Below are 21,016 nucleotides of genomic sequence, written 5' to 3' on the forward strand. Positions count from 1 at the left end.
GGCAGAACCCGGGAAGCATGCCGGCCGGAGCGACCGTTCCGGCCGACGGACACGCGCCGTACGGCCGTCGTTCAGTGGGGATTTCGCAGATCGCCCGCAGCACGGGCTCCGCGGCGCCGGCCCGGCGTGAAGCGCGCGGGGATGCGCTTCCACCCCGGATTGACCGCCTGATGCGGGAACGGCACGACCTCGTCGTGCAGGATCTCGTAGTCCGGCATGCGGCTCAGGATCTGACCGAGCAGCTCGAGCGACAGGGCACGGGCGATGTGTGCGCCCGCGCATCGGTGCACACCCATCCCGAACGCCGTGTGCCGATTCGGCCACCGCTCGATGTCCACGGTGTCCGGGTCCTCGAACGCCTTCGGGTCGCGATTCGCCGACGCCCAGCCGAGGAGCACGCGGTCGCCCGTGCGGAAGTCGTGCCCGCGGAACTCCACGTCCCGGGTGACGGTGCGGGCCAGCGCCTGTGTGGGCGAGAAGACCCGCAGGAATTCCTCGATCGCGCGCGGCAGCTTCTCCGGATGCGAGGCCAGGGTGCGGCGCAGGTCGTGATGACGGTCGAGGTACATGAGAGTCTGGCTGACGAGGGAGGCGGTGGTACCCACGCCGCCGGAGACGAGCAGTTCGGCGATGGCGAAGACCTCGTCGTCCGTGACCGGCCGGCCGTCCACCTCCGAGCCCACGAGACGACTGAGCACGTCCTCCCGCGGAGACGTACGCCGCTCGGCGATCGCGGCGCGCAATTGTTCCTCCATCCAAGGAAACTCGACGGCGATCGCGTGCTCGAACTCCGGCGTTCCGGGTCGGTCGGACAGCGCGGCGTGATGCGCGTGCGCGTACCGTTCCCAGTCCTCGGGAGGCAGACCGAGCCAGTCGATCGTCACCACCGCGGGAACACCGATGACCGTCGCGAAGTCGCACTCGCCGTCCTCGATCACGTCGTCGAGGAACCGCGTCGTGTACTTCTCGATCACCGGCCGCAGGTGCTCGACCGCTGCCGGGGCGGTGAGCGGGTTGATCAGCTTGCGGTACTTCCGATGTTCCGGAGGGTCGAGTTCGACGGGGATGTGGTGGTTCACCGGCGTCTTGGGGATGACGGTGGCCAGGCCCTCGCCACCGTAGGGGCACCGCGCGGACGAGAAGATCTGGTCCTCGCGGGCGGCCTCGAAGACGCCCTCGTAGTCGGTGAGCACCCAGAAGCCCCCGTGCCGGGTGGACCGGATCACCGGTCCCGCTTCCCGCAACCGCCGGTAGGAGCCGACCGTGTCCTCGGCGTGCGACGCCGAATTGTGGTCGAAGTCGACCGCGGGACAATGTCGTTCGGCGCTTCGGTCGTCGACCGTCATCGGGGTGCTCCTGTCGGGCCGGGGTGCGGGATCTCCGAGTGGTCCACCACGGCACGGGCGTCGACCGGCACGATCTCCCGCATGCCGGGAACGATGTCCCGGCCGAGATCGTCGAGGTACGCGACGACGTCGTCGGCCGTCATGTCGGGCCACTGGGCCCGGACGATCACCGGGTCGACGGGCACCTGCGCCGCGAGGGTGCGCAACTGGTCGAGGCAGTCGTCGGCGGTACCGATGATCGCCTCCTTCGCGGCGACCTGCCGGAACCTGTCGGTGAGGGCGGTGGCATCGCGCGTGGCCAGTTCGCGCTGGGCGTAGGCCAGGAGGCGGTCCCGTGCCATGAATTCGAAGCGCCGGAACGCGTCTTCGGTGGTGGCGCCGGGAACGATCTCGCGGCGCAGCGGATGCCGCGCGACCGGCGGTCGCCCGTGCCTGCGCCGGGCCGCCGCGTACACGCCGAACATGCGGTGCATGTCCTCGGTCGGTGTCTCCGGTGTCACCGGCCACGCGTCCCCCAGCCGTGCGGACCGCCGGACACCCGAATCCCGCAGCGCACCGATCCAGATCGGCGGATGCGGGTCCTGCCAGGGGCGGATGTGGGTCTTCACGCCGTCGAGACGCCAGAACCTGCCGTGGAAGTCGACCTCGTCCTGCGTCCACATCATCCGCACGATCTGCAGCGCCTCGTCCATCATCGCGAACCGCTGATCGAAGTCGACACCGAAGGCGGTGAACTCCTCACGCCGATACCCCGCGCCGGCACCGACGATGAGATTGCCGCGGGTGAGGATGTCGAGGGTGGCGAGTTCCTCGGCGAGTGCGACCGGATGGAACAGCGGCACCTGCACCACCATCGTCCCGATCTTCACGCCGGGGTCCAGTTCGGCCGCGATCCGGGCGAGCGTGGGGATCGGCTGCAGCCAGCGCAGATTGCCGTAGATGTAGTGGTGGCCCATCACGATGTAGCGCACACCGTTGCGTTGCGCCGCCTCGACCTGTCGCAGCAGTCCGTCGAGGTGTTCGCGCGGCGACAGCGTGGTGTGCACGTCGCCGAGGATCACACCCAGGTCCATGTCTTCCTCGCTTCCGCAGGCGGCTCGAGGAGCCAGTGCCGCAGCTTCGCCTTGGCGACCTTGTTCAGGGTGGCGCGCGGGAACTCCGGCACCAGATGGATCTGACGTGGCCGTTTGAAGTCGGACAGCAGTTCGGCACACACCCGGTCGATCTCGGCGGGCAGGTCGCCGGGCGCGGCGCCGTCCGCGATCACGAACGCGACCGGGACGTCGCCGAGCATGCGGTCGGGTTTCGCCACGACGGCGACCTCCCGGACCCCCGGCACGGTGGCGACCACGCGTTCGACCTCGGCTGCGGCGACGTTCTCCCCACCGACCTTGAGCATGTCCTTGGATCGCTCGACGAACCAGTACTGACCGGACCGGTCCTGGCGCACCCGGTCGCCGGTGCGGAACCATCCGTCGGCGGTGAAGGCCGCGCGCGTGGCGTCGTCGTCGTGGAGATAGCCGGCGAACAGCGACACCCCCGGCGTACCCCGCACCCACAGCTCCCCCACCGTGCCCGGCTCCACGGGACGACCGTCGGCGCCGACGACGGCGACGACGTACTCGGGTGCCGCACGTCCCATCGTCCCGTCGGGGTCGGGATGGGCCAGTTCGCTGACGACGGGGTGCGAGACGGTTTCCGTCATGCCGAACCAGCCCGTCGTGCGGATCCTGCCGCTCACCGGCCGCTGGGCCGCGCTGCCCGACCAGTGCCGGTAGGTGTGGTCGGGCGGGACCGGCGCGCCGGCCAGGGCGCGGAGCATGAACGACACCACCGACGCCCACGTGCACCGGTGCCGGAGCGAGACGTCCCAGAAGCGGGATGCGGAGAACTTCGGCGTCAGCACCGCGGTGGCGCCGACCCACAGCAGTCCCAGGAAGGAGTACCCCAGGGCGTTGGTGTGGAACAGCGGCAGGGTGATCAGCCCGACGTCGGTCCCGCGCAGACCGGCGTGCGCGGAATTGACCTGGGCGGCCCACAGGCAGTTGGCGTGCGTCCAGACCACGGCCTTCGGTCGCGCCGTCGTCCCGGAGGTGTACTGGATGCTCGCGGGCGCGAGCGGATCGACGGACACCGGTGCCGGCGCCGCGCCGGTTCCGCTCAGCTCGCCCAGAGCGCAGGTCGTTCCGGTCGGCGCCGGGGACGCCGCGGCCGGGACGACGAGGCTGTCGGTGCCGCCGGACGCGGCGATCCACTCGAGCCCGGGCATGGCGTCCCGAGCGATCTCCGCCAGACCGGTTCCGGCCAGCGCGGCGCGAGGCGCACAGTGCCGGTCGTAGTAGGCGAGTTCGTCGGCGCTGCTGCGGGTGTTGAGACACACCGCGACCGCGCCGGCCGACACGATCGCTGCCCATCCGACGAGGAAGTCGGGGCAGTTGTCCATCAGCAGCACCACACGGTCGCCGGGTGCGATGCCGCGGGCCTGCAGTCCAGCCGCGAGCCGATCGACTGCGGCGCCGAATTCCGCGTAGGTCCAGCGCTGTGCCCCGGCGCCGGTATGCGGCTCCCAGACGAGGAAGGTCTTGTCCGGCCGGTCGGTGCGCCACCGGTCGAGCAGCCACGGCACCGTGCGGTCGCCGGTGTACGCACCGAGCGCGCGATCCGTCGCCGGGCGGTCGAGGATCGGGTATGCGAGAGCCCGCGGGGGCGTCGGGGCTTCGGACGTCATGCCGGCACCTGCCAGTTCAGGTGCTTGACGCGGAAGAACTCGAGGAATCCGTCCTCACCCATCTCGACGCCGGTACCGCTGCGCTTCGATCCGCCCCACGGCACGTCGGCCCGCATCGGGCCGCCGCCGTTGATCGCGACGGTGCCGGTGTCGAGGCGCTGAGCCACGGCCACCGCCTCCGCGTGATCACCGAAGACGCTCGCGTTGAGCCCGTACGGTGAGTCGTTGGCGATGGCCACGGCCTCCTCGACGTCCCGGTACGGCAGGACCACCGCGACGGGGGCGAACAATTCCTCCCGGGAGATCTCGGCGGAATTGTCCACGCCCGTCACCAGAGTGGGCGGCAGGAACCAGCCCTTGCCCACCGGTCGCTCGCCACTGACCGCGACGCGGCCGCCGGCGGCGACGGTGCGGTCGAGGCAGCCGAGCACGCGGGCGAGATGCTCGGCGGAGATCAGCGGACCCACCTCGGTGCGCTCGTCCCACGGGTCGCCGGTCGGCACGTTTCCCTCGATGAAACCGGCGGCCAGATCCAGGAATTCGTCGATCCGCTCGTGTGGTACGAGGATCCGGGTGGTGGCACCGCAGCCCTGGCCCGCGTTGCGGCAGAACCGCAGGATCGACGGCCCCACGGCGGCGGACAGGTCCGCCGACGGGAGCAGGATGTTGGGGGACTTGCCGCCGAGCTCGAGGACGACCTTCTTGTGCGTGGCCGCGGCCTGTGCCATCACGGTCGCGCCGACGGCGGAGGATCCGGTGAAGCTCACCATGTCGACGCCGGGGTGCCTGGTGAGCACTTCACCCACGTCCGCCCCGCCCGGCACCAGATTCAGCACACCCGGCGGCAGGCCGGCCTCGGCGGCGAGATGCATGAAGGCCAGCGCGGACAGCGTGCCCCGCGGCGAGGGCAACAGCACGACGCTGCAGCCGGCGGCGAGCGCGGGTGCCACCTTCCACGAGATCATGTTCAGCGGGTAGTTGTACGGGACGATCGCCGACACCACCCCGATCGGTTCGCGCAGCAGCAGGCTTTCGGACGACACCGCTCCGCGGATGCCGGGCAGCCGCTCCTGGTAACCGCCGCGGGGACCGCGCAGCGCCGCGTCGGCGAACCACCGGAAGTTGATCGCCGGTTGCGCGACCTGCAGGGTGCGGGCCAGACCGACGGGTGATCCGACCTCCCGCACGACCAGGCCGGTGAGCTGATCGGCGTGCTCGTCGATCAGCTCGGCCAGCCGCCGCAGGACCTCGGCGCGCTGGTCCGGGGACGCGGCCCGCCATTCCCCGGCGTCGAAGCTGCGCCGGGCGGCCGTGACCGCGCTTTCGGTCTGTTCCCGGTCGGCGCCGGTCCACCGGGCCAGCGCCTCCTCGGTGGCGGGATCGATCGACTCGAACGTCTCACCCCGCCCGCTCTCCCATCCGCCACCGACGTGCACGGACGGACCCTGGGCCACCCGCGCGAACAGATCGTCGATCATCGCTTCTCCTCGCGTCCGGGTACGTCGATGTCGAGAATCAGGGACTGGTAGGACTTTCCGTGCGGATCCACCCGAAGGGACTTGGAGACGCCGCCCGCGAGCGCGCGGGTGAGGACGAAGTTCAGGCAGCAGTTCACCGGGATCTCGTAGCGGATCACCTCGCCCTGGACGAGATCGCCGAAGGCTTTCGCGACGACGTCCTCGGTGAGCACCGACCGGAGCCACTCGTAGTCGGCGTCGTCGTGCGGGAACACACAGATGTTGCTGGTGTCGCCCTTGTCGCCGGAGCGGCTGTACGCGACGTCACGAAGTTTCATGCGGTAGTCACCTCCACGGAGAGGGGGACATCGCTGCGGGGCAGCAGGGCGGGGGTCACGACGACGGCGGGGACGACCGAGGTGACCACACCGCCCCCGCCCGCGGGACCGAAGTACAGGTATTCGACCTCGTACGCGGCGGCCTTGGCGACGTCGGGGTCGAGCGCACGGGCCGCGAGCCGCAGCCGGACCTCGGCCGGCTCGCCGCCGGCGATGCGATCACCGAACAGGGTGTCGACGCCGTGCAGTTCGATCCGCAGTTCGTCGATCTGCGCCCGGATCGGTTCGAGGCGCCGGCGCACGATCTCCTCGGCGCGCCGGGCGCGGTCGACGCAGCCCGGACCGCCGTAGGAGATCTCGGCGACGGCCTTGTAGCCGAGGTCGACGCCGACGAGCACCTTGAGGGTGTCGGGGCGGGCGGAGCCGCGGGCGCCGGACAGGCGCACCCGGTCGGGCCCGGCCTGTTCGATCCGGACGTCGCTGAAGTCGGCGGTCACGTCGGGCGTGAGATAGCGAGCGGGATCGTGGATCTCGTAGTAGAGCTGGGTGCGGGTGGTGCGCAGGTCGACGGCGCCGCCGGTGCCGTCGAGCTTGGTGACGATCAGCTCGTCGTCGTCGATCTCGGCGAGGGGGAAGCTCAGGTTGTGGGGGTCGGGGACGACCCGGTAGGGCGGGTCCTCGAAGTTGCCGCCGGTGCTGTGGACGCCGCACTCGAGCAGGTGCCCGGCGAGGGTCGCGGTGCCGACGCGGTCCCAGTCGTCGAGCGACCATCCCAGCTCGTGGCAGATCGGCCCGACGAACAGGGACGGGTCGGCGATCCGACCGCCGAGCACGATCTGGGCGTCCTGCTGGAGGCAGTCGACGATGGGGTCGGCCCCGATGTAGGCGTTGGCGGAGACGATCCGGTCGGCGACGGCCCGGGTGGTGGTGCCGAGTTCGGGGAGCGCGACGTCGGCTTCCGTGACGGCCGCCCGCACGTCGTCGCCGCGGATGATGCCGATCCGGGTTCCCCCGAGCCCCAGGGCGCGGAGGTTCTCGGCGAATTCGGCTGCGGCGGCGTCGGGATTGGCGGCACCGAAGTTGCCGACGACGCGGCCTCCCGATGCGAGGAATCGGCGCAGGATCGGCACCAGGGCGGAGATGCGCTCGTCCTGGCCGGTCGACGGATCGCGCAGGCGGCGGATCTGGGCCAGCGCCATCGTGCGTTCGGCCAGGCAGTCGAAACCCATGTACTGCACCCGGCCGCTGTCGGCCATGGCGGCCGCCGTCTCGAGGCGGTCGTTGGCGTACGCCGACCCCGAACCGATACTCAGATGCATTGCTACCTCGTCTCGTCGCGTGCGTCGGCGAACCACGGAAATGTGCGCACGACCGGAATCCGCGCACGCCGTGTCGTGGGCGGATTCCGGTCCACCGCATCGATTCTCGGACTGCGGCCCGTGCGACTGTCAGGACTTGCCGATCACGCCCGCCTCGGCGAGCGCCGTAAGCTGGTCCCCGGTGAGCCCCAGCCGGTCCGAGAGCACCTCGGCGGTGTGCTCGCCGATGGTGGGCACCCCGTCGTAGTCGGGGCCGTCGTAGCTGCCGAGGTGCAGCACCGGTCCCGGCATCAGCACGCCCTTCATGATCTCGTTGCCCGTGATCTCGACGAGGGTGCGTTCCTGGAAGTGCGGGTCGGCGACGACGTCCGCGGCATCGTTCACCGGCGCACTGACGACCTCGAACTTCTCCAGGGTCTCGAGCACGCTCGCCCGCGGCATCGAGCCGACCCATTGCTTCACCATCGCCTGCACCTCGTCGTTGTGCTCGAGACGCGCGGCATTGGTGGCGTAGCGGGGATCCTCGATGATCTCGGGCCGTCCCATCGCGGCGAACAGCCGCTTGGCGATGCCCTGATTGGACGCCGCGATGGACAGGAAGCGCCCGTCCTGGGCCTCGTAGATGCCGCGCGGCGACGCCGCGCCGGTGGCGTTGCCGATGCGCTGCTGGATCTCCCCGAGCGCGGTGTAGCGCAGGAACATGTCGCCGATGATGAACATCAGCGGCTCGTACAGCGCGACGTCCACGACGTCGCCCTGCCCGGTGCGCTCCCGCTTGTACAGCGACATCGCCACGCCCATCGCGGCGGACAGCCCGGCGATGGAATCGGCGAACCCGAACGGCGGGGAGGTCGGCGGCGAGTCCGGCCAGCCGTTGACGTGGGCGAAACCGCTGGCCGTCTCGGCGACGGTGCCGAAGCCCGGCAGGCTCCGATTGGGCCCGGTCTGCCCGAACCCGGACACCCGGGCCAGCACCAATCCCGGGTTGTCCGCGCTCAGCACGTCGTAGCCCAGGCCCCACTCCTCGAGCCGGCCGGGACGGAACGACTCGACGACGACGTCGACCTCGGCCGCGAGCCGGCGCACCAGGTCGCGGCCTTCCGGCGAACGCAGGTCGATGCCGAGGGACTTCTTCCCGGCGTTGAGCCGGGAGAAGCCCAGCGACAGCCCCTCCTTCTGCGGAACCCACTGGCGCGCGAAGTCGCCGGTCGTCGGATCCTCGACCTTGACCACCTCGGCACCGAAGTCGCGGAGCATGCGCCCCGCGGTGGGGGCGGCATACATGGTGCCCAGTTCGAGCACCTTGACGCCCGCGAGCGGGCCCGCAGCGGATGCGTTCATCGTCGTCTCTCCTAGCTTTGTCGTCCGATTCGGCCCGGCCGAATGCGATGGTGCCGAATACCCTGTCGGCGAATCAGATCCGCCACTGGATGTGCTTGACCTCGAGGTATTCGCGCATCCCCCACTCGCCGAGTTCACGGCCGACGCCCGAGCGCCCGTAGCCGCCGAACGGCGCGTCCGGACGCATGGCGCCACCGCCGTTGATCCACACCGTTCCGGCCCGGATCTTCTCGGCCACGCGGCGCGCCTCGACCGGGTCGTCGCACCAGACGTTCGCGGCGAGACCGAAGGGGGTGTCGTTGGCGAGGCGGATGGCCTCCTCGGTGTCCTTGAACGGCAGGATCACCGCGACGGGGCCGAAGATCTCCTCCTGCACCGCACGCGCGTTGTGCGGAAGATTGCCGAGCAGAACCGGATTGACGAACCAGCCCTTCTCCGGCACCGGCTTGGTCACCTCGAGCAGCTTCCTGCCGCCCTCGGCCGCCGCACTGTCGATGAAGCCCTGCACGCGGTTCTGGTGGTCGGGCCGGATCATCGGGCCGATGTTCGTCGCACGGTCCCAGGGGTCGCCGACGACCATCTGGTCGAAAGCCGACGCGCCGGCCTCGAGGAAATCGTCGTAGACCGAGTCGTGCACCAGCAGCCGGGCGAGGGCCGCGCAGCCCTGCCCGCCGTTGCGGGACCAGCGCAGGTGCATCTCGACGGCGATCTTCTGCACGTCCACACCGGGCAGCACGATGTTCGGCGACTTGCCGCCGAGCTCGAGGGTCACCCCGGCCAGGTTCGCGGCGGCCTGCTCCATGATCTTCGCGCCCACACCGTCGGATCCGGTGAAGGACACCCGGTCCACGCCGGGATGCGAGGACAGCCGCTGCCCGACGTCGGCGCCGCCGATGACGACGTTCATCACGCCCGGCGGCAGGCCGGCCTCGCGGATCAGATCGCCCAGGAAGAGGGTGGTCAGCGGGGTGCGCGGGGACGGCAGCAGCACCACGGTGCAGCCGGCGGCGAGCGCGGCGCCGAACTTGAAGATGGCCAGGTTCAGCGGGTAGTTGTAGCCGGTGATCGCCGCGACGACACCCACCGGCTCGTACACGACGTCGCTCATCGTCGGCACCGGCTTGTCGTACTCGCCGAGGTGGACGGTGCGGTCGGTCTTCGCCGCTTCGGCCGCCCACCGGAGGTGCTCGTCGACGGCCATCTTGACCTGCAGGTACTCGGCGAGCGAGACCGGGGTACCGACCTCGTTGACGATCGAGGGCAGCAGCCGGTCGGCGGCCTTCTCGAGCACGTCGGCGAAGCGGTGGATGTGGCGGGAGCGTTCCTCGCCGCTCAGGGCCGACCAGGCCGGGAAGGCGGCGCGGGCCGCGGCGACGGCGTCGTCGACCTGGTCGGTGGAGGCGCCGCCGACGGTGGCGATGACCTCTTCGGTGGCCGGGTTGTAGACGTCCCACGTGTCACCGGCCGGCTCGACCTCCCGGTCGCCGATCAGCAGGGTCCGGGTCTCGGGAACCCAGTCCTTCAAGGGGAATTCGGTTTCGGGCGCTGCAGTCATCTCAGGCACCTTCCTCGGTGGTGGGGCGCTTGGCCATCAGGCCGACGCGCTCGAGCAGGCAGACCAGTTCGTCGCGCTGGTTGAAGCCGCGGTGTTCGAACCACACGATGCCGCTGTCGGTGCGGCTCTCGGATTCACGCTTCTTCAGGATGGTGGTCTCCGCACGCAGGGTGTCGCCGTGGAAGACCGGATTCGGGAACTTGACCTTGTCGTAGCCGAGGTTCCCGAGGGTGGTCCCCATGGTCAGCTCGGGAACGTGGAACGCACCGATCAGCGCGACGGTGAACAGGCTGTTCACCACCCGCTGCTTGTGGATCGTCGTCTTGCAGAATTCCTCGTCGAGGTGCAGCGGCTGGATGTTCATCGTCAGCGAGGTGAACATCACGTTGTCCATCTCGGTGACGGTGCGGGTCATCGAGTGCTTGTAGTGCTTCCCGACCTCGAACTCCTCGAAGTACAGACCGCGCATCACCGTTCACCTCTCCGTAGGATCGCCTCGGCTCGCTCGAGCCATTGAATTGCCTTGTCGTAGTGGGCCTTGTCGATGTGCAGGCCGCGATACCGCAGCGCACCGACGCCCTCCGCCTCCGCCTTCTCGTAGGCTTCGGCGAGCCCGCGGTAGAACTCGAGGTCCTGCTCCGACGGGCTGAACACGTCGTTGACGGTGGCCACGTGGGAGGGGTGGATCGCAATCATCCCGCGGAACCCGAGCCGGCGGCCGCGCACCGCGAAGTCGCGAAGCCCGTCCAGGTTCTCGAGATCCTCCCACAGACCGGTCAGGGCGTGGATGCCGGCCTCCCGGCAGGCGAGCAGCACCCGGCTGCGCAGGTAGAGCGTCTCCTGCCCCTCCGGGGTCCACTCGTAGCCGACCTCGCGGGCGATGTCGGCGTGCTCGGCGGACGGACCGATCATCGCACCGACGCGCGGCGATGCGGTGGCCACCTCGAGGCAGTTGTGGATGGCGCGCACCGTCTCGACCGGGACGATGTACTCGAGCCCGTCGACGCCGTTTCGCATCTCGAAGTGGTCGAGCAGGGCGTCGTAGCGCAGGACGTCGGTGGCCTGCTCGATCTTCGGGGCGAAGATTCCGGTCAGCCCGGGCACCACGACCGCCTCGAGATCGGCGCCGGTCAGCCGGGTCGCGAGCGGGTTGACCCGCACGAACAACCCGACTTCCCGGTTCGTTTCACGCACGCGGGCGATGGATTCGGCCACGGTCGCGCGGGCCGCCGCCTTCTCCGCGGCGGGCACCGAATCCTCGAGGTCGAGCACCACGCAGTCGGCGCCGGCGGCGATCGCCTTGTCCACCCACTTCGGGCGGTGCCCCGGGACGAACAGGATCGAACGATACGGCTGCACGTCGCCCTCCTAGTAGCTTCGCGGCAGGCCCAGCACGTGCTCGGCCGTGTAGTTGAGGACCATCTCCTGGCTGATCGGCGCGATCCGCATGAGGCGGGCCTCGCGGAAGTACCGCTCGACGTGGAACTCCTTGCCGTACCCGAAGCCGCCGTGGGTCTGCAGAGCCACGTCCGCGGCGTAGAAGCCGGCCTCGGCGCACAGGAACTTCGCCGCGTTCGCCTCGCGGCCGCACGGCAGTCCCTGATCGACCATCCACGTCGCCTTGTCCAGGACCGCCTCGGCGGCGTCGAGCCGGATGCGCGCCTCGGCGAGCTGGAACGCGATGCCCTGATTCTGCCCGATGGGACGGCCGAAGACCTCGCGCTGCTTGGCGTAGTCGACGCCGCGGCGCAGCGCCGCCTCACCGATGCCGAGCGCGGCGTTCGCGGAGATGACCCGCTCGGCGTTGAGGCCGCCGAGGATCGTGCGGAAGCCGTGCCCGACCTCGCCGACGACGTCCTCGTCGGCGACGAACAGCTCGTCGATGAACAGTTCGTTGGTGTCGACGGCGTTGCGGCCCATCTTGGGGATCGGCCGGATCTGCACCTTGCTGCGGTCCATCTCGGCGAACATCAGCGTCATGCCGGCGGTGCGCTTGGCGTTCTCGTCGCGGGGGCTGGTGCGGCACAGCAGGAGCATGCGCTCGGCCTCCTGCGCCTTGGTGATCCACACCTTCTTGCCGGACACCAGCCAGCCGCCGTCGACCTTCTTGGCGAAGGTGCGGATGTTGGTGGTGTCCGTGCCGGCGTCCGGCTCGGTGACGGCGAACGACGTGTGCAGCTCACCGGTGACGACGCGCGGCAGGTACTTGCGCTTCATCTCCTCGGAACCGTGGTGGATGATCGGCTCGAACCCGAAGATGCCGATGTGTACCGCGCTGCACCCGCCCATGCCGGCGCCGGACGCGGCGATCTCCCGCTCGACGATCGCGGCCTCGGTGACGCCGAGACCGCCGCCGCCGTACTCCTCCGGGACGGTCAGACCCATCCAGCCGCCCTCGGCCATGGCGTTGTAGAACTCCCACGGGAACTCGTGGGACTCGTCGTGCTCGGCCCAGTACTCGTCGGGGAACCGCTTGCACAGATCGAGGATCCCCCGCCGGATCTCCTCGTGCGTCTCGTTCTTGCTGTAGTCCATCTCGGTTGCCTTTCCTGCCGTCAGACCGCAGGAACCGCGGTGCGGTCGCTGTCGGAGACCGCGGTGCGGTCGTAGGTGTCGGGGGTGATGCCCTCCTCGCGCAGGACCGCCTTGCGGACCTTCTCCGACGGCGTCTTCGGCAGTTCGCCGACGAATCGAAGGTAGCGCGGGATCGCGAAGGCCGGAATCCGGCCGTCGCACCAGGCCAGGATCTCCTCCGGGCCGACGTCACCGGTGCCCACCACCGTCGCGAGGACCTCGTCCTCACCGCCCTCGACGTCGGCGGGGACACCGATCACCGCACACTCGACGACGGCCGGGTGACCGAGGACCGCCTGCTCGATCTCGTAGGAGCTGATGTTCTCGCCCCGCCGGCGCAACGCGTCCTTGTAGCGGTCGACGAAGTAGAACCAGCCGTCCTCGTCCTTCTTGAGGGCGTCGCCGGTGTGGAACCACAGGTTGCGCCACGCCTCGAGCGTCTTCTCCGGCATGTTGTAGTACCCCATGCTGCACGTCCACGGCTGCACCGGACGCACGACCAGCTCGCCGACCTGCCCGACCTCGACCTCGCGGTCCGTCTCCGGATCGACCAGGCGGATGTCGAACCACTCCGAGGCGGCGAGTCCCGCCGCGCCGGGCGGGCGGGGCACCCCGTAGGGCGCGACGATCGGTGCGCAGGTCTCCGTCAGCCCGAACGCGTCGACGAACGCCTCGATGCCGTAGCGCTTCTTGAACTCGTCGACGATCGAGGACGCCGTGGGCGCCGCGTACACGCAGCGCAGGCGGTTGTCCAGGTCGTTCTCGCGCGGCGGCTGCTTCCACGCGAAGTCCATCATGACCCCGACGAAGTTGGTGACGGTGACGTCGTCGTCGCGCACGTGGTCGATCCAGCGGCTCGCGCTGAACTTCGGTCGCACCACGGCCCGCGCGCCGGCCACCAGTGCGGGATAGACCGCCATGAACTGGGCGTTGCCGTGGAACAGCGGGGTGGTGGTGAGGTAGGTGTCCTCCCGGGTGAGCCGGGTGAAGCACACCACCTCCTGCGCGAAGAAGTACAACTGCGAGTTCGGCATGGCCACGCCCTTGGACGGGCCGGTGGTCCCGGAGGTGAAGAAGATCGCCCCGAGATCCTGGGGCCGGGCCTGCGGAAGCTCCTGCACCTCGCCCGATTCCAGCGTCTCCCACGCTTCGGCGTCCCACCCGTGGGCGCGCAGCAGGTCGACTGCGCGGTCCCGGTTTCCGGTGCCCGAGTCGATCACCCAGAACTTCTCGATGCCGCGCGCATGCTCGGCGATCGTCACGAAGCGTTCGGCGTAGGTGTCGTCGATCACCGCCCACCGCGGCTCGACGGTCACCACCTGGTGACGGAGGAACTCGCCCTCGTAGTTGGTGTTGATCGGCACCTCGACGAGCGCGCCGACGGCCGTGGCGAACCAGGAGCGCACGAGCTCGGACGAGTTCTGCGCCATGATGACGACGCGCTCGCCCTGCTGCGCACCGGTACGGTACCAGGTGCTCGCGATCCGCTCGGCGGAGGAGAGCATCTCGGCGTAGGTGAAGCGCCGGTTCTCCTCCGGTGTGACGAGGAACTCCGAATCCGGCTGGGACGCAGCGTACGTGCGCAGCACGTGGTTCAGCGTCCAGTCCTCCGGATCGGTGAAGGTCGGTTTCAGGTCGGTGTAGGTCTGCATCAGGACAACTCCCGGTTCGCGGGGATCGCGGTGATCGACGGAACGATTTCCTTGCCGAGCCGGGCGATGGCCGCGATGGTCTCGTCCGCGTCCATCGTCGGCCACTGCGGACGCATCAGCAGCGGGTCGACCGGCATGGTGGTCACCAGGTCGGTCAGCTGCGCGACGACCTGCTCGGGGTCACCGACGACGGCGTGGCTCGACACCGCCTTCGCGAACTCGTTCTCGAGGTCGGTGCCCTTCATGACGTCGAGGCCCTTGTTCGCGTAGGTGAGGTAACGGCCCTGCGCCACCCGGGCGTATTCCTGCATCGCCTGCTCGCGGGTGTCGGCGACGAGCACGTTGCGGCGCAGCGGCTGGGGACCGAATTCCTTGCCGCGTTCGGCGAAGAGATCACGGACGACCCGGAAGCGTTCGAGCACTTCCTCTTTCGGGGTTTCCGGCGGTGTCGCGTAGGCGTCACCGTACTTGCCGGCACGGCGGACACCGCCCATCGCGTGCGCACCGATCCAGATCGGCGGGTGCGGATCCTGCACCGGGAACAGGTGCGGCTTGACGCCCTCGAGCTGGAAGTACTTGCCGTGGAAGGTGACCTCTTCCTCCGTCCACAGCTTCTTCATGATCTGCAGCGACTCGTCGAACCGCCCGGCGCGCTGCTTGAACGGGATGCCGAGGTAGTCGAATTCCTCGGGCCGGTAGCCGAGCCCGGCACCGAAGATCAACCGGCCCTCGGTGACCACGTCGAGCGTGGCGATCTCCTCGGCCAGCATCACCGGGTGGTACAGCGGCGCGATCATGATCTGGGTGACGAGCTTGACGTTCGGCTCGACGTGCGCGGCGAGGCGGGCGAGCAGCGGCACGGGCTGCAGCCACCGCAGTTCCCCGTAGAGGAAGTGCTGACCGATCGCGATGTATGTGAAGCCGTTCTCCTGCGCCGCATCGACGATGCGCAGTACATCCTTGAACTGCTGTGCGGGGCTCACCGACTTCGGAACGTCGCTGAGCAGCAAGCCGACCTGAACCATGGTCCTGTCCTCCCGGTCGAAGTGGTCGTTACTGAGCGGTGAGTCCGCCGTCGACCGGAATGGTCACGCCGGTGATGTAGCTGGCATCGTCACTGTTGAGGAAGGCGATCACCGAGGCGATCTCCTCCGGCTGCGCGCCCCGGCCCAGCGGGATGGTGGCGACGAAGTCCTTGGTCAGAGCCGAGACGTCGGCGCCGGGCTCGCGGCCGAAGAACTGCGAGAGCATCGGGGTGACGACCTGTCCCGGGCAGATGACGTTGACCCGGATGCCGTCCTTCGCGCCGAGCAGGGCGAGGGAGCGGCCGAACGGGACGAGCGAGCCCTTCGTCATCGAGTAGATCGGGCTGAAGGGCGAACCGATGAGCGCCGACGTCGACGACGTGAGCGTCACCGACCCCTTGCCTTCGGCCTTCTTCAGCAGCTCGAACCCGAGCGTCGTGGAGTAGTACGCGCTCTTGACGTTGACCGCGATGTTCTTCTCCCACTGCGCGTCGTCCACGTCGAGGCCGCCGGGGCCGGGCATGCCGACCTGGGCGTGCAGTGCGTGCAGGACGCCGTGGTCGGCGTCGATCTTGCCGAACAGCGAGCGGAGATCGGCGGTGTTCGTCGCGTCCACCCGCATCGGAGTGGCCTGACCACCCTCGGCCCGGATCTCCTCGGCGACGGCGACCGCCCCGTCCTCGGACAGGTCGGCGACGTACACGTGACCGCCCTCCTGGGCGATGCGATGACTGATCGCGCGGCCCATGCCCGAACCGCCGCCGATGATCGCGGCGATACGTCCCTCGTAACGACCCAGCATTTCGTTCACCTCGTTCTCGATAAGTTCTTCGTTGATTGCAATGTCAGGCGCGCTGATCGAACGTGCGGCCGAGGAGCTCGGAGACGATCCGGGTGCGCTGCATGGTCGGTGTGCCGCCGGCCAGCGCCCACCCGTGCGAATCGCGGTGCAGCCGCTCGATTCCGAACTCCTCGGTGTACCCGTTGCCGCCGTGCAGCTGGATGGCCAGGTCGGTGACGCGCTTGGCCATTTCGTTGGCGGTGCACTTGGCGAGGGAGACCTCGAGCGGGTCGGGCAGGCCGTCGGTGATGTTGGCGACGGCGCGGTCGCGGAGCAGACGGGCGGCCTCGACCTGCAGGACCATGTCGGCGAGGGTCATCTGGACGGACTGGAACTCCACGAGCGGCTTGCCGAACTGGTGGCGCTCCTGCACGTAGGTGAGGGTGCGGTCGAGCGCCTCCTGTCCGATGGCCAGGCTCATGGTCGTGTTGCCCAGGCGCTCGATGGTGAACGCCCCGAACAACTTCCGGAAGCCACCGGCCTCCGCGACGATGTTCTCCTCCGGGACGACCACGTCGTCGTAGAAGATGTCGGCCGACGGGATGCCCCGGAAGCCCATGAGCTTCTCGCGCGCGCCGTAGCTGATGCCGGGCCGGTCGGCCTCGACGAGGACTGCTCCGATGCCCTTGGCGCCGGGGGCGTCGCCCATGCGGCAGTAGGTGAGGTAGACGTCGGCCTCGCTACCGTTGGAAATCCACCGCTTCATGCCGTTGAGCACGACACCCTCGTCGGTGCGCACGGCCTTGGTCGTCATGTCGGTGGCGGCGGAGCCGGCGTCGGGCTCGGAGATCGCGACCGCCATGGTCTTCTCCCCCGCGACGATCTGCGGCAGGAACGTCTTCTTCTGGTGTTCCGTGCCGAGTCGGGCTATGGCCTGAGCCGGCCCGGTGTTGGATTCGAAGATCTGGAAGGCCGCCGGCCGGCAGACCTTCGCGAACTCCTCGATCACCGCCAGGGCGTGGGACAGCGGGGCGCCGGAGCCTCCGTACTCCTCCGGCAACGAGATGCCGAGGTACCCCAGTTCGCCGAGGAAGCGGCGCTCGTCGTGCGGGAAGGCGGTGCGTTCGAGATCCCACTGCGCAGCCTTCGGTGCGTAGCGCTCCCGGGCTACGGTCGCCGCGGCCGCACGGATGTCCCGGAGCTCGTCGTCGACGTGCGCTTTCGCCATGTCCCCACCTTTCTGTGTTCATCATTAACCTAAAGCGCCCGCCAGGTGTGGTCAAGGTCACTCAGTTCGATGACTCACATACTAACCATGATAATGATTAAGAGGCAACGGGTTGCCCCGCACTTCTCTCGTGTCGTGCGGCACCGCCGGAGCGTCACCCTTCCCCGACTGCACGTCATGATGTGTAATACATCACAATCGTTATCATTATTCAGGGAGGTCACATGACGACCGTCGATCCGCGTCCCGGCACCCTCGAGGAGCTGGCTCGCCGCCTCACCCGACTCGAGGACCGCGCCCGCATCCAGGACCTCGTCGCCGCCTACGCCATCGCGGTGGACGATCACGACATCGAGACGCTGCTGTCGCTGTTCACCGAGGACGGCGAATTCGAACGGGCCGGCTCCGTCGCCCACGGGCACGAGGAGATCCGCGAGTTCTACGTCGCCGCCATGGACAGGTACAGCCTGACCCTGCACTCCCCGCTCAGCGACCAGATCTGCGTCGACGGTGACACTGCTCGCGGATTGCTCACGGGCAGAGCCGAACTCGCACTCGACGGCACGCTCGTGATGGCTGCGTACCGGTACTCCGACGAGTACGTCCGCGACCGTGACCGATGGCTGTTCCGGCGACGGAGCCTGCGGTTCATGTACGCCGTGCCGTTCGAGAAGATGAACGCAGGACTGTGTACGACCGAACGCATCCAGTGGCCCGGCACCCACCCCCAGCGCGCCGACTTCCCCGAAAGCCTGCCCACCTGGTCCACCTACCGGTGACCCTCGGTGTGATGCACGCCATATCGGGCGTAGGGTCGTGGTCTATAGTAACCATCATCATGAATTAGTCCCGCGAGTGGAGGAGAGCCCATGACCCGCGCCGTCATCGTCGATGCCGTCCGGTCCCCCGTCGGCCGGGGCAGAGCGCAGGGCGCTCTGGCCGGCGTGCACCCCAGCGATCTGCTCGGCCAAGTCCTTGCCGGACTGGTCGCCCGCAACGACCTCGACCCCGGGCTGATCGACGACGTCGTCATCGGCTGCGTCAACCAGTCCGGCGAACAGTCCGCCACCCCGGGCCGGCAGGCCCTGCTCGCGGCCGGATTTCCCACCCACGTGCCGTCGGTGACCGTCGAACGCAAGTGCGGCTCCGGCCAGCAGGCGATCGACTTCGCGGTCCAGGGCATCGCCGCCGGGGCGTACGACATCGTCGTCGCCGGCGGCGTCGAATCGATGAGCCGGGTCCCCATGGGATCGGCGGCGATGGGCAAGGACCCGCACGGCCCCGCCGTCCGCAAGCGCTTCCCCGATCTCGTCCCGCAGGGCATCGCGGCGGAACTCGTCGCGCAGAAGTGGGCCCTGAGCCGGGCCGAGCTGGACGAGTACTCGGCCCGCTCGCACGAGCGCGCCGCACACGCCCGTGCCGCCGGATGGTTCGACGGCGAGATCGTCCCCGTCACGACCCCCACCGGGGTGGTCACCGCCGACGAGACCATCCGTGAGGGCACCACCGCCGAGCGCCTCGCCGGACTGCCCGCGGCCTTCGGCACCGACACCTGGCGTGAGCGCTTCCCCGACCTGGATTGGAAGGTCACCGCAGGCAACTCCTCGCAGATCTCCGACGGCGCGTCCGCCCTGCTGATCATGTCCGAGGCGAAAGCCGCCGCCCTCGGTCTGCGCCCCCGGGCCGCGATCGTGGCCTCCGCCGTCGTGGGTGACGATCCCACCCTCATGCTCACCGGCCCCATTCCCGCCACCGAGAAGGTCCTCGCGCGGGCCGGCCTGTCGGTCGCAGACATCGCCGCCTTCGAGGTCAACGAGGCGTTCGCGTCCGTCCCCCTCGCCTGGCAGCGCGAGATCGGTGCGTCCGACGACGTCCTGAACCCGGTGGGCGGCGCCGTCGCCCTCGGGCACCCGCTGGGCGCGTCCGGGGCCCGGCTGGCGACCACGCTGATCAGCCACCTCGAACGCACCGGCGGCCGCTACGGCCTGCAGACCATGTGCGAGGCCGGCGGCATGGCCAACGCGACGATCGTGGAACGACTCTGAATTCCTTTTGCAGACAGGAGAAGTCATGGACATGACCAACGGATCGGCGGTCGTCACCGGCGGGGCCTCCGGCCTCGGCCTGGCCACCGTCAAGCGCTTCGTCGGCCTCGGCGTGCCGACGGTGATCCTCGACCTGCCCACCTCGGACGGGGAGGTCGTCGCCAAGGAACTCGGTGAGCTCGCCGTGTTCGCCCCGGCCGACGTCACCGATCCCGACGCGGTGAACCGCGCGCTCGACGCGGCCGAGGAACGTGCTCCCCTCCGCGCCGTCGTGCACTGCGCCGGCCGCGGCGGCACCGTCCGCGTCGTCGAGAAGGACGGCACCCCCGGCTCGCTCGACATGTACGAGAACCTGATCCGGATCAACCTGATCGGCTCGTTCAACGTGCTGCGCCTGTCGGCGGCCCGGATGGTGAACAACGAACCCGTCGACGGCGAACGCGGCGTCGTCGTCCTCACCGCGTCGGTCGCAGCCTGGGAGGGTCAGATCGGCCAGATCCCCTACGCCTCCGCCAAGGCCGGAGTCGTCGGCATGACGCTCGTCGCCGCCCGTGACCTCTCGCGGAAGCTGTTGCGGGTCAACAGCATCGCCCCCGGAACCTTCGACACGCCGATCCTGTCCCGGTTCTCGCAGGAGATCCGCGACGGTCTCGCCGCCCAGACCCCGCACCCCGCCCGGCTCGGGCAGCCCGACGAGTACGCGAAGCTCGCCCTGTCGATCGTGGACAACGCGATGATCAACGGCGAGACGATCCGCATCGACGGTGCGATCCGCATGCAGCCCCGATAGGAGACAGACATGGACACCCCCGTACACGTCGAACAGTCCGACGGCGTGCAGATCATCACGATCAACCGGCCCGAGGTGCGCAATGCGATCAACACCGAGACCGCCGTCGCGATCGCTGCCGCCCTCGAGGAACTCGACGCCCGCGACGATCTCGTCGCCGGCGTCGTCACCGGTGCCGGGAAGACCTTCTGCACCGGCATGGACCTGAAGGCCTTCCTCGCCGGCGAACGCCCTTCGGTCGAAGGTCGCGGCTTTGCGGGCATCACCGAGAAATCCTCCGACAAGCCGATCGTTGCGGCGGTCGAAGGGCACGCCGTCGCAGGCGGTTTCGAGATCGTGCTCGCGTGCGACCTCGTCGTCGCATCGGAGACCGCCGTCTTCGGCCTGCCGGAGGTCAAGCGCGGCCTGCTCGCCGGGGGTGGCGGTCTGCTGCGGTTGCCGCGCAAGGTTCCCCATCAGCTCGCCGTCGAATGGAGCCTCACCGGCGAGTACTTCACGGCGCACACGGCGTACGAGGCGAAGCTGCTCAACCGGCTCGTCCCCGAGGGGCAGGCGCTGGCCGAGGCCGTCGCGCTGGCGAAGGCGATCGCGAAGAACGGCCCGCTCGCGGTGCGCGCCACCAAGCAGATCATCGCGCAGGCCCGGGACTGGTCCAACGACGAGGAGTTCGAGCGCATGCGCGAGATCTACGAACCGGTGCGTTCCTCCGCCGACGCGAAGGAAGGCGCACTGGCGTTCAAGGAGAAGCGCGAACCGGTCTGGCAGGGACGCTGACCGAACGAGACGGGGCCCGGGGATCTCTCCCCGGGCCCCGTCTCGTATTCGTGCCCCGCATTC

19 protein-coding genes are annotated in these 21,016 nt (G+C 69.2%); 4 read left to right on the forward strand and 15 right to left on the reverse strand.

The annotated features are described in order from the left end of the window. Window positions 1-71: 71 nt before the first annotated feature. The 15 genes from RR3_RS03940 to RR3_RS04010 all read right to left on the reverse strand — a co-directional run bounded on the left by RR3_RS03940 (window position 72) and on the right by RR3_RS04010 (window position 17,344). Window positions 72-1,346: a cytochrome P450 gene (locus tag RR3_RS03940; RefSeq protein ID WP_017679802.1), complete on the reverse strand. Its 1,275-nt coding sequence runs from the start codon at window positions 1,344-1,346 to the stop codon at window positions 72-74. Next, complete coding sequence (locus RR3_RS03945) at window positions 1,343-2,419, reverse strand: LLM class flavin-dependent oxidoreductase (RefSeq protein ID WP_017679803.1); 1,077 nt, start codon at window positions 2,417-2,419, stop codon at window positions 1,343-1,345. The genes RR3_RS03940 and RR3_RS03945 overlap by 4 nt, the downstream gene beginning before the upstream one ends. After that, entirely contained in the window at window positions 2,404-4,074 is a 1,671-nt protein-coding gene (locus RR3_RS03950) for an AMP-binding protein (RefSeq protein WP_064066549.1), read from the reverse strand. Before RR3_RS03950 ends, RR3_RS03945 begins: the two co-directional genes overlap by 16 nt. Next, window positions 4,071-5,552 (reverse strand): aldehyde dehydrogenase family protein, encoded by a 1,482-nt coding sequence (locus RR3_RS03955; protein ID WP_064066548.1) that lies wholly within the window; start codon window positions 5,550-5,552, stop codon window positions 4,071-4,073. The genes RR3_RS03950 and RR3_RS03955 overlap by 4 nt, the downstream gene beginning before the upstream one ends. Beyond that, window positions 5,549-5,869: an AtuA-related protein gene (locus tag RR3_RS03960; RefSeq protein ID WP_003938462.1), complete on the reverse strand. Its 321-nt coding sequence runs from the start codon at window positions 5,867-5,869 to the stop codon at window positions 5,549-5,551. The genes RR3_RS03955 and RR3_RS03960 overlap by 4 nt, the downstream gene beginning before the upstream one ends. Further along, window positions 5,866-7,188 (reverse strand): acyclic terpene utilization AtuA family protein, encoded by a 1,323-nt coding sequence (locus RR3_RS03965; RefSeq protein ID WP_010594030.1) that lies wholly within the window; start codon window positions 7,186-7,188, stop codon window positions 5,866-5,868. The genes RR3_RS03960 and RR3_RS03965 overlap by 4 nt, the downstream gene beginning before the upstream one ends. A 129-nt stretch (window positions 7,189-7,317) precedes the next feature. Further along, window positions 7,318-8,529 carry a CaiB/BaiF CoA transferase family protein gene (locus RR3_RS03970; RefSeq protein WP_010594031.1) on the reverse strand — a complete coding sequence of 404 codons (1,212 nt, stop codon included), beginning with the start codon at window positions 8,527-8,529 and terminating at the stop codon, window positions 7,318-7,320. A gap of 73 nt (window positions 8,530-8,602) precedes the next feature. Continuing rightward, complete coding sequence (locus tag RR3_RS03975) at window positions 8,603-10,084, reverse strand: aldehyde dehydrogenase family protein (protein ID WP_064066547.1); 1,482 nt, start codon at window positions 10,082-10,084, stop codon at window positions 8,603-8,605. A 1-nt stretch (window position 10,085) separates the two neighbouring features. Further along, window positions 10,086-10,553 carry a MaoC family dehydratase gene (locus RR3_RS03980; RefSeq protein ID WP_003938466.1) on the reverse strand — a complete coding sequence of 156 codons (468 nt, stop codon included), beginning with the start codon at window positions 10,551-10,553 and terminating at the stop codon, window positions 10,086-10,088. Beyond that, entirely contained in the window at window positions 10,553-11,443 is an 891-nt protein-coding gene (locus RR3_RS03985; protein WP_010594033.1) for an HpcH/HpaI aldolase/citrate lyase family protein, read from the reverse strand. The genes RR3_RS03980 and RR3_RS03985 overlap by 1 nt, the downstream gene beginning before the upstream one ends. 9 nt (window positions 11,444-11,452) lie before the next feature. Further along, window positions 11,453-12,619, reverse strand: coding sequence for an acyl-CoA dehydrogenase family protein (locus RR3_RS03990; RefSeq protein WP_064066546.1), 1,167 nt, complete (start codon window positions 12,617-12,619; stop codon window positions 11,453-11,455). A gap of 20 nt (window positions 12,620-12,639) precedes the next feature. Continuing rightward, window positions 12,640-14,310, reverse strand: coding sequence for an AMP-binding protein (locus RR3_RS03995; protein ID WP_010594034.1), 1,671 nt, complete (start codon window positions 14,308-14,310; stop codon window positions 12,640-12,642). After that, complete coding sequence (locus RR3_RS04000) at window positions 14,310-15,335, reverse strand: LLM class flavin-dependent oxidoreductase (RefSeq protein ID WP_003938470.1); 1,026 nt, start codon at window positions 15,333-15,335, stop codon at window positions 14,310-14,312. The genes RR3_RS03995 and RR3_RS04000 overlap by 1 nt, the downstream gene beginning before the upstream one ends. 28 nt (window positions 15,336-15,363) lie before the next feature. Next, the gene (locus RR3_RS04005; protein WP_228287231.1) at window positions 15,364-16,137 is read right to left on the reverse strand and encodes an SDR family NAD(P)-dependent oxidoreductase; all 774 of its coding nucleotides are present in this window, start codon (window positions 16,135-16,137) and stop codon (window positions 15,364-15,366) included. 43 nt (window positions 16,138-16,180) lie between these two features. After that, on the reverse strand, window positions 16,181-17,344 hold the full coding sequence (locus RR3_RS04010; protein ID WP_017680062.1) for an acyl-CoA dehydrogenase family protein: 1,164 nt from the start codon (window positions 17,342-17,344) through the stop codon (window positions 16,181-16,183). A gap of 224 nt (window positions 17,345-17,568) precedes the next feature. On the opposite strand from RR3_RS04010, the gene RR3_RS04015 reads away from it, so the two are divergent. The 4 genes from RR3_RS04015 to RR3_RS04030 all read left to right on the forward strand — a co-directional run bounded on the left by RR3_RS04015 (window position 17,569) and on the right by RR3_RS04030 (window position 20,953). Next, window positions 17,569-18,123, forward strand: a complete 555-nt coding sequence (locus RR3_RS04015) for a nuclear transport factor 2 family protein (protein WP_040271093.1) — start codon at window positions 17,569-17,571, stop codon at window positions 18,121-18,123. Between the two features lie 90 nt (window positions 18,124-18,213). Further along, window positions 18,214-19,389: a thiolase family protein gene (locus RR3_RS04020; protein WP_048771421.1), complete on the forward strand. Its 1,176-nt coding sequence runs from the start codon at window positions 18,214-18,216 to the stop codon at window positions 19,387-19,389. A 25-nt stretch (window positions 19,390-19,414) separates the two neighbouring features. Further along, window positions 19,415-20,179: an SDR family NAD(P)-dependent oxidoreductase gene (locus RR3_RS04025; RefSeq protein WP_048771419.1), complete on the forward strand. Its 765-nt coding sequence runs from the start codon at window positions 19,415-19,417 to the stop codon at window positions 20,177-20,179. Between the two features lie 9 nt (window positions 20,180-20,188). After that, window positions 20,189-20,953: a crotonase/enoyl-CoA hydratase family protein gene (locus RR3_RS04030; RefSeq protein ID WP_010594040.1), complete on the forward strand. Its 765-nt coding sequence runs from the start codon at window positions 20,189-20,191 to the stop codon at window positions 20,951-20,953. The last annotated feature ends 63 nt before the right edge of the window (window positions 20,954-21,016 follow it).

The organism is Rhodococcus ruber NBRC 15591 (assembly GCF_001894945.1).
Classification (GTDB): Bacteria; Actinomycetota; Actinomycetes; order Mycobacteriales; family Mycobacteriaceae; genus Rhodococcus; species Rhodococcus ruber.